Source organism: Mesorhizobium calcicola (assembly GCF_042682105.1).
Taxonomy (GTDB): Bacteria; Pseudomonadota; Alphaproteobacteria; order Rhizobiales; family Rhizobiaceae; genus Mesorhizobium; species Mesorhizobium calcicola.
The window spans coordinates 123,307-135,614 of record NZ_JBHUGY010000031.1; the positions used below are offsets into that span (position 1 = coordinate 123,307).

The following is a 12,308-nucleotide window of genomic DNA, read 5'->3' on the forward strand; positions in this document are numbered from 1 at the left end:
AACCTGCCACATAAGCCGTCACTTGACAAAGCGCGTGATGGACGAGGGCTCGATGCCCGGTTCAGCCGGCTTCTTGCGTTTGTGGACGTCCTGCCCCACCGGCTGCAAACAACCACGGAATTGCGCGCGCCCGGGCAATGCATTTCGCATGCAGGGTTCGGCGATCACGCCACGGATTTCGGCACCCAGGGCGGTCGCGTTCAGCTTCTGTTAATTTTTGAGCAGTCGTTGAATTGTGGTAAAGTGCAACGGTGTGATAACGTTGGGTCACATACGGTTTGACGGCCGGTTGCTGGGGGTTGGTGTGATTGATGTCGCACTCTGGCTTACTCCGCTCGACGGTGAAAATCCGTCTGGGGAGGATTTGCGCAACGACCCGGCTTTTCATGAGCTGGAGCGCCTGACGGAAGCCCAGATCAAGGTCGTCCACGACGGTCACAACAAGGCCACCTCGCAAAGCACCATTCCGGCCGACTGGGCGGCGGTGCTGGCCAAGGCAGAGGAATTGCGCGCGCATGGGCGGGACCTGCGCCTGCTCGTCATCGTCACGCGCGCGCTGGCCAATGAAGAGGGACTGGCCGGGCTCGCGCAGGGCCTGACCCTCATTGCGCAGACCTTCGGTCAGCATTGGGAAACCATGCATCCGGCACTGCGGCCCGGCGCTTCGCCACGCGATGCCGCCTTGCGCCGGGTCAACGCGCTGCTCGACCTGCAGAACGGTCAGGACGGGTTGTTGGCGAACCTGCGGCAAATGACGTTCTTTGCGCCGCGCGCCATCGGTCCGATTCAGGGCATCGACCTGGAAAAGGGTGCGCTCGACGACCGTGTCATGCTCCAGGAAGCCGCCTCGGGGTTGAATGCGGCTGAAAAGGCGGCACTGGTCAGTGCGCACGGACAACTCTTGAACCGGGTGCGTGCCGGATGCGCGGCACAGATGGATCAAGCCAACGCAGAAATGGTCCTGCTCATCGCCGACGCCCGGGCAGCGATGGCGGCCCTCGACGCGGTCGAGACCGCCCTCAACGCTCGTCTCGATGGCGGCGGCGCTCCCGTTCCGGAATTAAAACGGTTTCTGCAGCGTTTGCTGACGACCCTCGAACGGAACTCGGCAGCCGTGGCGAATGGCGCGGCCAAGCCACCCCCGCCGGCAGAACCGGCAACGCCTGTTCGAAACGGTCATGGAGCCGATGCGATGGCAAGTATGGCAAGCTACGCGGACTCGAGCACGGGGCTTCCCGACCGGATTTCCTCGCGCGACGACGTGGTGAAATGCCTCGACCTCGTGGTCGCCTTCTATGACCGCACCGAACCGTCGAGCCCGATCCCGCACCTGGCTCGGCGTGTGCGCCGGATGGTGCATATGGATTTCGTTGAACTGATGGAAGATCTCGCCCCGTCGGGGCTGAAGGAATTCCGGCTCCTTGCCGGCGTTCCCGATGTCAAGAAGACGGCTCAGAAGGATGAAAGGTAACAACACATGCCAGCCGAAAGCAAAGCGAAGGTCATCGAACGAAATCGCGCGCCGCGGGTGCAGATCGCCTACGACGTGGAAACCTATGGTAGCCCGACGACGATCGAACTGCCGTTCGTCATGGGCGTGATGGCCGACCTTGCCGGTGCTTCGCAAACCAAGGAAGCGTCAAAGTCGGTGCTGGACCGCACTTTTGTCGAGACCGACGCGAACCGCTTCCCCAAGTTCATGGAGGCGCTCGGGCCCCGCGTCAAAGCCCGGGTCAAGAACACACTGCCGCAGGCCGAGGGCCAGGAGCGCGACGAGGAACTGGCGCTCGATCTGACCTTCACCAAAATGGGCGATTTCGCCCCCGACAAGATCGCCGCGCAAGTTCCGCAACTGGCCGAGATCCTCAAGATGCGTCGTCAGCTCGAGGAATTGCTTGGCTTCATGGATGGCCGCGTCGACGCCGAAAAGCGCATTGCGCAGCTTCTGAACAACGAGCCGCTTCTTGGCAAGATCGCCAGCCAGGCGCTTGCCGACGATGACAAGGTTGGGGAATAAATCATGGCCGAACAGCAAAAGACCTCCGCCGTCGCCGCCGAGGCCGAAGCCATAGACCTTGGAGAATTCAGCGGGCTCCTCGAGAAGGATTTCAAGGTCAAGAAGGACGACAGCGAGAAGCTGCAGCAACTCGTGCGCAATCTCGCACTCGCGGCGCAGTCCCGTTCCGATACCACGACCATCTCGTCCAATGCGATCAAGTCGATCAAGTCGCTGATAGCCGGCATCGACAAGATGCTGACGACACAGGTCAACGAGATCCTGCACGCGCCGGAAGTGCGCGAAATGGAAGGCACGTGGCGCGGCCTCTGGTATCTCGTCAACAACACCGAGACGGATCAGAAGCTGAAGATCCGGGTGATGAACATTTCCAAGGAGCAGCTGGCCGACACGCTCGAAGACTATGAAGGCCAGATGTGGGATCAGAGCCCGATCTTCAAGAGAGTCTATACGGACGAGTATTCGATGCTTGGCGGCGAGCCGATCGGCTGCGTGATCGGCGCCTACGAATTTTCCAACCACCCGCGCGACGTCGGTCTGCTGCGCAACATCTCCGGCATCTGTGCCTCGGCGCATACGCCGTTTATCGCAGCCGCTTCGCCGCGCCTGTTCCGCATGGACAGCTGGCAGGAATTGCCGAACCCGCAAGACCTGCAGCAGATCGTCTCCAACCCGGCCTATGCCTCGTGGCAGTCGCTGCGCGAGAGCGAGGACGCGCGCTACATCGGCCTGACCATGCCCCGCGTCCTGGCGCGCCTGCCCTACGGCACCGATACCGTTCCGGTGAAGGGTTTCACCTTCGAAGAAGAGGTGCAGGGCGACCATAACAAATATGTCTGGATGAATGCCGCCTTCCCGATGGGCGTCAACATCAACCGCAGCCACAAGCTATTTGGCTGGGGCACGCAGATCCGTGGCGTCGAGAACGGCGGCACGGTGCTGAACCTGCCGGTGCACAGTTTCCCGACCGACGATGGGTCGATCGCAATGAAATGCCCGACTGAAGTCGCCATCGACGACCGGCGTGAGGCGGAACTGGCCAAGCTCGGCCTGATGCCGATCCTGCACCGGAAGAACACCGATCTGGCGGCCTTCATCGGCGCGCATTCGCTGCAGGACGACGAGACGCGGGCGGGACGGCTGGTCGACCCGGACGCGCAGTCGAACGAGCGGCTGAGCGCCAACCTGCCCTATCTCTTCCCGGTCTCGCGCTTTGCGCACTACCTCAAGGCCATTGCGCGCGACAAGGTCGGCTCGTTCAAGGAGCGCGCCGACATGCAGATCTGGTTGACCGAATGGATCAACCGGTACGTGCTGGCCAACCCGGCCTTTGCCGACGACAAGGCGCGCGCCAAGCGCCCGCTTGCCGCCGCCGAGGTTCAGGTGGACAGCGTGGAGGGGCGGCCCGGCTATTACGCTGCCCGCTTCTATCTGCGCCCGCATTACCAGTTGGAGGGTATCAATGCCTCGCTCCGGCTGGTGTCGGAACTACCGTCCGTGAAGACTTGATTTGCAGCAACAACAACCTGGTTTTTTAAAAGCGGTGGAGAAAGACAATGCCCACATCTACGAAGATTGATGGCTTTCTGAAGGTTCCCGATATCAAAGGCCCCAGCACCCGCGACGGCCACGAGGACGAGATCGAGATCCATGGCGTCGACTACAAGATGGTCGCACCTTACGATCCGAATTCGGTCTCACGCCGTGGCCGCGTGTCCATGGGCATGATCAAGTTCACCAAGCACTACGACAAATCCTCGCCCTACCTGAAAAAGGCGTTGTTCGATAACAAGGCCCTTGATGAGGTGGTGTTTTCGGCACGCCGGACCATCGATGGCGAAAGCAAGGATTATCTGGTCATTACCCTGAATGACGCCTTCGTCATGGAGTACGACATGTCGCAGGCCGAGGATGAGGAAGACCTGATCCAGGAAGCCGTCAGCTTCGCCTACAAGAAGATCAAGTTCGTCTATGACGGCAATGATGAAGCCGAAATGGATGTCTATGTCGGCAAGTGAGGTTCGGCGACCCGGCGCGGGCAAGCAGCAGATCACAGGCAGCTTGCGGGCAAAAAGCGAGGCCGTCCAGCCGTCGCTTTGGGATCGCCTCGTCAATGACCTGCCGGGCCTGACCTCGGAGATAGACGGGCTGCGCCATGTCTTGCTGGATGAGCTTGGCGCGGACCGCCTCGACACCCTCGTTGCCGGCAGTGCGCGGCTCATCGACGCCGACGCGGACCTGACAGCTGATCAGAAACGCCGTCTGCATCGATTGGCCTTTCAGACCCAGCACCGCGTCGAGATCGAAAGCCGGGGCGTGGTGGTATCGGCCCGTGTGCTCAGGGAAGCGGTGCGGCGTGACATCGAGGCGCTCTTCAACACCGAGCGCTTCGAGGCCACACCGCTTCTATCCGACCTGGAAAATGAACAGATGTCGGAAAACCCGCCGTCACTCGCCGATTTTCCGGAGGTCCGTCGAAGCGTGGTCAACTACGGCGTGCCTTCCTTCTCGGGCCGGTCGTCCCGCGACTTTGATCGCGACGTGCTGGCGCGTGAGATCCGCACGGTGCTCGCCACCTTCGAGCCTCGCCTCAAGGAAAGCGCAACAAAGGTCACGGTCACTCTTGGCGACAAGACCGTTGGCCTGAAGATCGAGATAGACGCCGTGCTGATCATGACGCCGACGCCGGAACGCATGCGCCTGCGCACCACGATCAATCTCGACAACGGCTTGGCGCGGACCGAAATTAGGGACGCCTGAGATGGATCGGGTCTTCGTCGAATATTACGAAGAGGAACTGACCCATATTCATGGCCTCGCGGCGGAATTTGCCGACATGCATCCGGCTGTGGCGCGCAACCTTTCCCTCGATACGGTCCCGTGTCCGGATCCGTATGTCGAGCGGCTGCTGGACGGCGTCGCCTTCCTCGCCGCGCGCACCCGGCTGAAGGTCGACGCCGAGCGCTCGCGATTTTCACGCAGTGTGCTCGAGGTTCTCTATCCCGATCTGGTCACGCCGGCGCCGGCAACGGCGATGGTGGTGCTGAAACCCGGCCAGCAGGTCCAGACCATGCTCGCGGGCTACGTCGTCAAGCGCAACACGCGGCTGGTTTCCAGCCTGCAGCCCGGCCTGTCGACGCGCTGTACCTTCTCCACAGCACAAGAAATGACCCTATGGCCGATAGCGATCACTTCGGTCGGCTATTTTCAGGATCGCAGTGCGCTGGCGATGGCCGGCATAGGGCCGATCGGCGGCGTCGGCGGCGAGGCGGCGCTCCGCATCACGCTGGCCCGGACCGGAAAAGGCAAGCTCGACGAATTGGCGCTCGACCGGCTCGACCTCTATTTTGCCGGGCGCACCAAGGCGCCGCTTCTGTTCGACGCGATTTTCGGCGCCTGCTCGACCGTTGGCGCACGCGCGGAAGGCAAGACCAACCCCATATCGGCCTTGCCGGTACCCGAAATGATCGGCATCAGCGACGACGAGGCCCTGATGCCGCGTACCCGTCCGACATTCGAGGGGTACCGCCTGCTGCGCGAATATTTCATGATGCCCGAGCGCTTTCATTATGCGCGGGTTTCCGGGCTGCAGCCCGTCGTACGCCAATGCGCCGCCGGGCTGGAACTCATCTTCATGTTCAGGCGTCCGGTGCCTGAGCTTGCCGACCTGACACCTGCGGACTTCGAACTTTTCGCGACGCCGATCATCAATCTGTTCGAACGTGAGTGCAATGTCATCGAGGTCGATGCGCGCAAGACGCGGCAGGTTTTGCATGCAGACCGAACGCGGGCGCGCGACTTCGAAATCTATCGGGTCATTCGCGTCGAGGACGCCGACACCGGGGGCAGCGACGCCGAAATCCCCGAACTCTTCAGCCTGGGGCAGAACCGCGGCAGTGGGTGGGTCTATTCGACGGAACGGCGCCCACGCCGCGCGACGGAGGAGGAGCGGCGCGACGGCCTGACCCGCACGTCATACACCGGGGACGACGTTTTCCTGGCCGTATCCCGGCCGCTCGCGAGCCCGGCGAATCGGCCGCTGAAGCGTCTCGACGTCATGGCGCTTTGCACCAATCGTGATCTGCCGATCCTCGATGACAACCCGACATTGACGCTGGAGGCCGGCGACCCGGTCGAAACTGTCAGGCTTCTTGGCGCGCTGCGTCCACCGCAGCCGGCTATCCCCGCGGCGCTGCCCGCCGGGGCCGACGGTGAATCGCGAGCCGACGATCTCGCCTGGCGGCTGGTGGCGCAGCTCTCGCTCAACTTTCTCAGCCTTGCCAAGGAAGGCCGCGGCGTCGACCCTCTGCATGCGCTGCTCGACCTCTATGCCGACCGCGGCGATCCGAGCCTTGCCCGCAATGTGCATTCGATCGTGCGTATCGACTCGCAGCCGGTCATCGAACGGCTGCAGATCGATGGGCCGATGTGCTTCGGACGCGGCACCGAAGTGACGTTGCACGTTGATCAATCGGTCCTGGCCGGCCAGAGCACCTTGCTGCTTTCGGCCTTGCTGGCGCGGCTGTTTGCCCGTCATGCCGGAATAAACGGCTTCGTGCGAACCCGCACGCGGCTGCTGCAGAAGCAGGAGGATGTGCCATGGCCGATGACGCCCGGCAATCGCTACCTGATCTAGACAGGCCCGGCCCGAACCAGGCCGTAGGTCTGTCCGAGACGTTCGACTTTTTCGAACTGCTGCGCCGTCTCGAACAGCGGAGCGGTCTGTTCGGCCATTCCGGCCGCCCCGACCGTGAGCCGGCACGGCTCGGCCAGCATGTGCGCCTCGCCTTTTCCGCGCGCGACCTGGTTCAATTCCGCGAAGCCAGCGACGAGGCGCCGGCCCGGGTCACGGTTGCAAATCTCGGCCTGCTGGGACCCGAGGGGCCAATGCCGCTGCATCTGACGCGCTGGGTGCTCGACCGCCTGTCGCAGCGCTGGTTCGCCGGCACCGACGCACAGCTGACCAGCGACACGACGTTCGTGGACTTCGTCAACATCCTGCAGCACCGCATGATTGCCCTGTATTATCGGGCGTGGGCGGATGCGCATCCGGCCGTACAGGTCGAACGCGCGGTCGGTGGACGCGTTCGCGCCATGCTCGAAGCCATGGCTGGGATCGGACTTCCCGGCACCCAGAACGCCGATCTCGATATAGTGAAGCTTCGCCAGGCGGCTTCGCTCGCCAGCCAGGTCGACGGCCCGGAACGGCTGACGCTGTTCCTGGCGGAAGCATTCAAGGTGCCGGTTCAGATCAAGGAGTTCGTCGCCGCCTGGATAAGCATACCAACCGGGCTCCAGACCCGCCTTGCAAAAGCCTATGCCGGACTCGGCCGGGGGGCGACGATCGGCCCGCGCGTTTTCAACCGCCAAAGCAGGATCGAACTGCGTGTCGGCCCACTGGGGTATGAAGACTTCAAGGCGTTCCTGCCTGGCGGCCAGCGGCTCAAACTGTTCAAGCAGGCCGTTCGCGACATGGTCGGGGAATCGCTCGACGTCGACCTGCGCATCGTGCTTGCGCGTGAAGCCGTGCCGCCGCCCCGTGTCGGAGCGGTACAGCTCGGCCGGACCGCCTGGCTTGCGCGGCCCGCCGAAAGGGGCGATGCTGACGATATGCGGCTGCGGACGATCGTCGGATGGCGGCCGGAAATGGCGGAGGTCGCGGCATGAGTCTGCTGCTGACGCTGGAGCAAGGGCCACGCACCCAGGCGGTGCGGCAGACCCGGCTGGACGAAGGCGAGTTGGTGATCGGCCGCAGCGCGGACGCTGGCTGGCAGATCGACGATCCCGACATGTTCGTTTCGCGGGCTCACTGCAAGATCTCTGGCGGGCGAGATGGATATTTCGTCACCGACACGTCGAGCAGCGGATTGTTCATAAACGGTTCCGACAGCCCGCTCGGCGCCGGCAAGTCGACGCGCCTTCAAAGCGGCATGCGGCTGAGACTGGGCGACTACATCGTCCATGTCGACCTGCAAACGCCGACCGCTCAAGCACCCGCGGCCGGCCAGCCGGTTCTGGAACGCCTGCCGCCGGCATCCCGGGCGCCGGTGAGCATCGGCCGCGATGACTTCTTTTCCGCCAAAGTCGAGGAAGAGCCGCGACGGCCACGTCCGGCCGATCTGCCGAATCCATTCGAGCAGCCGGTTGCGGGCGCGTTCGAGCGCGCCACCTCCAGCCAGCGCAGCTCGCCTGCTTTCGATGACCCGTTCAGCCTCGATTCGGTTTCAACACCTGTGCCGAAAAATGCCGCCCCTTATTTCGAACCGGGCGGCGCGGCGAACCAGGCCGACCCGTTCAGCCTCGACCCGGTGCCGTCTCCCAGCCGCGGCGCCGAACTCGCTGCCGGGAAGCCGTCCGATTTCAATGATGATTTTGGTTTCGGACCAGCCACGGCGCCCAGTTCAAACGGCGCCGGCTCGACCGGACAGCGCGAGCGCAGCGGCCAACGACCACAATCCGCCAATCCCTGGGATTTGCCCGTGCAAGCGGCGGATGCCCCTCCCCCACCGCGTATGGGCGCTGCTGCCAAACCCGCCCGCCTGCCGGCAGCGGCGCAGTTGGGGGAGACGGCGCTTCGCTCCGCATTCCTGCGCGGCATGGGCGTCGAGGAAGCCGATTTCCCCGGACGCGACAGCATCGCGGAAATGGAGAAGTTTGGTCGCGAATATCGGCTGATGATGGAAGGCCTGATGCAGCTTCTGCGCAAGCGGGCCGAGGAAAAAGGAAATGCTCGCGTCGCCCAGACCATGGTCGGGGCCTCCGAAGTCAATCCGCTCAAGTTTCTGCCGACGGTCGACGACGCCATCGTGACGCTTATCGCCGAGCGCAGCCCCGGATTTCTCGCCGGCGAAGCGGCAATCGCCGACGCGGTTCGCGATCTCGCGCAACATCACGTCCGCGCGTGGCGAGGCATACAGACCGCTTTGCGGCGGATGATCGACCGTTTTGACCCGGCAGCGATCGAGGAAGAGCTGAAATCGAATTCGGCGATCGGCACCCTGCTGTCGGGCGGGCGCGGCGCCAAGCTGTGGGAGCTTTACCAGAAACGCCATCGTGAAATCGCCGAGAGCGCGGAAAAAAGCTTTCTTGGCGAAATCGGCACTGATTTTCGAGATGCTTATGAGGAGGAGTGAGAGATGATCGATCGACGTGAATTTGTCGTTGCCCTGGGCGCGACAGGGCTGCTTGCGGCTTGCCAGAGCGGTCCGCCAAAACCGTCGGTGATCACCGTCAACGTGACCGGCGGCACCGGCATGAACCCCGGGCCAGGCGGCGGCGACCGGCCGGTGACGGTTCTCGTGATGCGGCTGCGCAGCACCGGCAAATTCAATTCCGCCGACTACTTTGCGCTGCAGGGGGATGCCGGCACGGCGCTGGCAGGTGATCTTGTCGGATCCGACCAGATCGCCGTCGGGCCGGGAAAATCCGCATCCAAAACCATCACCGTTGAGCCGGATGCGACGGCGCTGGGCTTCGTTGCACTGATCCGCGAGCCTGGCGGCAGGAACTGGCGGACAACCAAGTCGGTGTCGCCGGGATCCAAATTCACGATCAATGTCACGCTTGGCAGCGGCGGCATTTCCGCCTAGCGGCCAGGGCAAGGGGAGCTCAATGCAGAGAGTAGCGGCATGAGCGATGCAAACAGGGTGCTATGGTCCGAAGGCCTTTTCCTGCGGACCCAGCATTTCCAGCAGCAGGATCGCTTCTTCGAGGCGACGGTGCGCGGCGCGTTGCAGGCCGGGCAACTGCATACGTTCGGCTTTCAACAGCTGACGCTGGACCAGGCATTGCTGGACGCCGGCCAGATCTCGATCCTGTCCGCACGGGGCATCTTCCCCGACGGGACACCTTTCGCCATTCCAGACATGATGGACGCGCCGCGACCGCTGCCTGTCACCCCGGACACGGGCGCCGGACCGGTGCTGGTCGCCTTGCCGCTGGAGCCTGCCGGCGGTGTCGGCTTCGATCCGGCGCACGCCGCCGCCTCGGGAGCACGATATCATGGGCGGATCGTTTCGGTGCGTGATGCCGTCCAGGGCGGTTCAGACCCCGAAGAAATCGAAATCGCCCGTCCGCAGGCGCTGCTGCTTGCACCCGGCAAGTCGGTCGGTGGCTATACAGTCTTGCCGATAGCCGGCCTCAAGGGGGTTCGCGCCGATGGCGGCGTCTCCCTGGACGAGACCTTCCTGCCACCGACACTGATTACCGGCGCGGTGGCCTGGTATCGGCAATTGCTTCTGGAAGTTGTCACCGGCCTCGACCAGATCGCCGAGGCGCATGGCAAGATGGTCATGGGTGGACCTGGGCGCAGCGTCGAAGATCTGCTTATGCTCAATCTCGCCAATGCAGCGCGTCCGCGGCTGGCCCACATGCTGGCCCAGGATGTCTTCCATCCAGCCGAGCTTTACCTGGAACTCGCCGGGCTTGCCGGTTCGATGGCGACCTACGGATCGAGCGCGCGACGGCTGGGCGAGTTGCCCGCCTACGATCACATGGCGCCCGGCCCCGCCTATTCGGCGCTGGCGGATGCGCTGCGCTCGCTGATCCTCAGCCTGCGTTACATCGAGCCGAAATCGCGTGCGCTGCCGGTCATGCGGCATTCGACCAATGTCTGGAAAATCCGCATCGACAACCCGAAGCTGCTGGTGGCCAGCCGGATCGTCATCCGGGTCGGTTCGGAGCTGTCGGAGGACGCGCTGCGCAAGATCTTCGTCAACCAGGCGACCGTTGGTTCGGCCGACCAGTTCGAGGGCTTGTGGAAATCGCGCTTGCCCGGCATTCCGCTGAAACCGCTTCATTCGCAGCCGCGCGAGATCCCCTACGATGGCGATCGGCTGTGCCTCGAGCTGGACCAGAAAAGCGAACACTGGGCGTCGCTGCTCGATGCTCCCGGCTTCGTCATCGGCGTTTCGGGCGTGTTGCCAAGCGAGCCGCAGGTGGACTGCTATTCGGTGAACAGGTGAGATCATGAGCCGCGATGATCCTTTCGGACTTTCGGAGGATCGCGAACGCACTCGCATTCGATTGACCGGCGCGCCGATGCCGCGGCCCATGGCGCCACTCTTGCCGGGCGCGGTGGTGAAGCGATCCCGCACCCACCCGAACGCACTCGTCAACGCATTCGCGCCCTTGCTCGAGTTCGCTCCCGAGCTTGAAAGTGCGCTGCCGCCGGACAATCCGGAAGCATTGCGTACCCGATTGCTCGAAGAACTGGTTCGGGCACGCGACACGGCAATGTCGGCGGGGTCCTCGATGGAGCGGGCCGACCAGGCGGCCTGGTTGGTGGCGGCACTGCTCGACGACCTGGCTCTGAACACGCCATGGGGTGGTGCCAGCGCCTGGCCGCGGCAGCCGCTGGTGGTCATGCTGCGCGGCGATGTCGATGCCGGCACGCAGTTCTTCACACGTCTCGACGAACTTGAGCGCCATCCGAACCGAGATCGCGAATTGCTGGAACTGCAGTATCACTGCATGGCGCTCGGCTTCCGCGGCAAATATCGTGTGCCCGGCCGGTCGGGCGACCGCTCGCTCAATGCGGTTCGCGTGGCGGCGGCACGCTTCCTGCGCGATGCCGACGCCGAAGGCGCGCCACTGTCGCCAAACTGGAAAGGCGTGATCGCATCCGACGAGCCGCAGCGCTTCATCGTTCCGATCTGGGTCATGGCGCTCGCTGCGGCGGTTGTTGCCACCACGGTCCATGTCGGGCTCTCGATGGGACTGAGCAGCCAGGCGGTCGAGCTTTCCGCACTTGTTCGCGCGTTGCCGCCGCCTGCACGCGGCGACATCAGCCGTGTGTCGCCCAAGGTCGATGCCCCGCCGCCGGAGAAAGTGGATTTTGCGCTGTTGCCGGAATTTCAGGCCGGGGCGCCGGCCGACCTCAAATCCGCCCTCACCGGCACCGAGAGCGTTTCACTGGCCAAGCTGATCATCCAGGCCTCCAACCCCGAACTCTTCCAGTCGTCGCGGCCACAACTGACCGAAGGCTTCGAGCCGCTGATCGGGTCGATCGCCAAGGTGATCCTCGCCAATCAGGAGCTGATCGGAAACATCACGGTGATCGGCCATACTGACAGCGTTCCCCTGCAAAAGACCAATCCGCTGTCGACCAACCAGCGACTGTCGGAGGCGCGCGCCCAGACGATTGCCGACATGCTGGTCCAGAACGGAGTGCCGCAGAACCGCGTCCGTTCCGAGGGCCGCGCAGCCACCGATCCAGTGGCCACCGACAGCACGCGCGAGGGGCGAGCCTTGAACCGCCGCGTCGAGGTGCTCGTCGAAAAGAGGCTGTGAG

The 12,308-nt window shown here is 63.6% G+C and carries 12 protein-coding genes; 11 read left to right on the plus strand and 1 reads right to left on the minus strand.

What is annotated here, in order from left to right; translation table 11 throughout:
• Nucleotides 1-18 precede the first annotated feature (18 nt).
• Nucleotides 19-168: a hypothetical protein gene (locus ACFSQT_RS20505; protein WP_379021502.1), complete on the minus strand. Its 150-nt coding sequence runs from the start codon at nt 166-168 to the stop codon at nt 19-21.
• A 136-nt stretch (nt 169-304) separates the two neighbouring features.
• Here ACFSQT_RS20505 and tssA point away from each other — a divergent pair, with 136 nt between their 5' ends.
• The 11 genes from tssA to icmH are packed head-to-tail and all read left to right on the plus strand — an operon-like array spanning nt 305 to nt 12,307.
• The gene (gene tssA / locus ACFSQT_RS20510) at nt 305-1,471 is read left to right on the plus strand and encodes a type VI secretion system protein TssA (RefSeq protein WP_379021504.1); all 1,167 of its coding nucleotides are present in this window, start codon (nt 305-307) and stop codon (nt 1,469-1,471) included.
• Between the two features lie 6 nt (nt 1,472-1,477).
• A complete protein-coding gene (gene tssB, locus ACFSQT_RS20515; RefSeq protein WP_379021506.1) occupies nt 1,478-2,017 on the plus strand; it encodes a type VI secretion system contractile sheath small subunit in 540 nt (179 codons plus the stop codon).
• A gap of 3 nt (nt 2,018-2,020) precedes the next feature.
• The gene (gene tssC / locus ACFSQT_RS20520; RefSeq protein ID WP_379021508.1) at nt 2,021-3,526 is read left to right on the plus strand and encodes a type VI secretion system contractile sheath large subunit; all 1,506 of its coding nucleotides are present in this window, start codon (nt 2,021-2,023) and stop codon (nt 3,524-3,526) included.
• Nucleotides 3,527-3,573: 47 nt separating this feature from the next.
• On the plus strand, nt 3,574-4,035 hold the full coding sequence (locus tag ACFSQT_RS20525; protein ID WP_379021510.1) for an Hcp family type VI secretion system effector: 462 nt from the start codon (nt 3,574-3,576) through the stop codon (nt 4,033-4,035).
• Complete coding sequence (gene tssE, locus ACFSQT_RS20530; RefSeq protein ID WP_379021512.1) at nt 4,022-4,777, plus strand: type VI secretion system baseplate subunit TssE; 756 nt, start codon at nt 4,022-4,024, stop codon at nt 4,775-4,777. The genes ACFSQT_RS20525 and tssE overlap by 14 nt, the downstream gene beginning before the upstream one ends.
• Nucleotide 4,778: 1 nt before the next feature.
• Complete coding sequence (gene tssF / locus ACFSQT_RS20535) at nt 4,779-6,653, plus strand: type VI secretion system baseplate subunit TssF (protein WP_379021514.1); 1,875 nt, start codon at nt 4,779-4,781, stop codon at nt 6,651-6,653.
• The gene (gene tssG, locus ACFSQT_RS20540; protein WP_379021516.1) at nt 6,617-7,684 is read left to right on the plus strand and encodes a type VI secretion system baseplate subunit TssG; all 1,068 of its coding nucleotides are present in this window, start codon (nt 6,617-6,619) and stop codon (nt 7,682-7,684) included. Before tssF ends, tssG begins: the two co-directional genes overlap by 37 nt.
• On the plus strand, nt 7,681-9,150 hold the full coding sequence (tagH, locus tag ACFSQT_RS20545; RefSeq protein WP_379021518.1) for a type VI secretion system-associated FHA domain protein TagH: 1,470 nt from the start codon (nt 7,681-7,683) through the stop codon (nt 9,148-9,150). The genes tssG and tagH overlap by 4 nt, the downstream gene beginning before the upstream one ends.
• 3 nt (nt 9,151-9,153) lie before the next feature.
• The gene (tssJ, locus tag ACFSQT_RS20550; RefSeq protein WP_379021520.1) at nt 9,154-9,606 is read left to right on the plus strand and encodes a type VI secretion system lipoprotein TssJ; all 453 of its coding nucleotides are present in this window, start codon (nt 9,154-9,156) and stop codon (nt 9,604-9,606) included.
• A 39-nt stretch (nt 9,607-9,645) separates the two neighbouring features.
• On the plus strand, nt 9,646-10,980 hold the full coding sequence (tssK, locus tag ACFSQT_RS20555) for a type VI secretion system baseplate subunit TssK (protein WP_379021522.1): 1,335 nt from the start codon (nt 9,646-9,648) through the stop codon (nt 10,978-10,980).
• Nucleotides 10,981-10,984: 4 nt separating this feature from the next.
• Nucleotides 10,985-12,307 (plus strand): type IVB secretion system protein IcmH/DotU, encoded by a 1,323-nt coding sequence (gene icmH / locus ACFSQT_RS20560; protein ID WP_379021524.1) that lies wholly within the window; start codon nt 10,985-10,987, stop codon nt 12,305-12,307.
• Nucleotide 12,308: the final 1 nt, after the last annotated feature.

Coding starts and splice junctions, on each gene's coding strand:
- icmH (WP_379021524.1), top strand. CDS start 10,985: ATGAGCCGCGATGATCCTTTCGGACTTTCGGAGGATCGCGAACGCACT.
- ACFSQT_RS20525 (WP_379021510.1), top strand. CDS start 3,574: ATGCCCACATCTACGAAGATTGATGGCTTTCTGAAGGTTCCCGATATC.
- tssF (WP_379021514.1), top strand. CDS start 4,779: ATGGATCGGGTCTTCGTCGAATATTACGAAGAGGAACTGACCCATATT.
- tssB (WP_379021506.1), top strand. CDS start 1,478: ATGCCAGCCGAAAGCAAAGCGAAGGTCATCGAACGAAATCGCGCGCCG.
- tssG (WP_379021516.1), top strand. CDS start 6,617: ATGGCCGATGACGCCCGGCAATCGCTACCTGATCTAGACAGGCCCGGC.
- tssC (WP_379021508.1), top strand. CDS start 2,021: ATGGCCGAACAGCAAAAGACCTCCGCCGTCGCCGCCGAGGCCGAAGCC.
- tssE (WP_379021512.1), top strand. CDS start 4,022: ATGTCGGCAAGTGAGGTTCGGCGACCCGGCGCGGGCAAGCAGCAGATC.
- tssK (WP_379021522.1), top strand. CDS start 9,646: ATGAGCGATGCAAACAGGGTGCTATGGTCCGAAGGCCTTTTCCTGCGG.
- tagH (WP_379021518.1), top strand. CDS start 7,681: ATGAGTCTGCTGCTGACGCTGGAGCAAGGGCCACGCACCCAGGCGGTG.
- tssJ (WP_379021520.1), top strand. CDS start 9,154: ATGATCGATCGACGTGAATTTGTCGTTGCCCTGGGCGCGACAGGGCTG.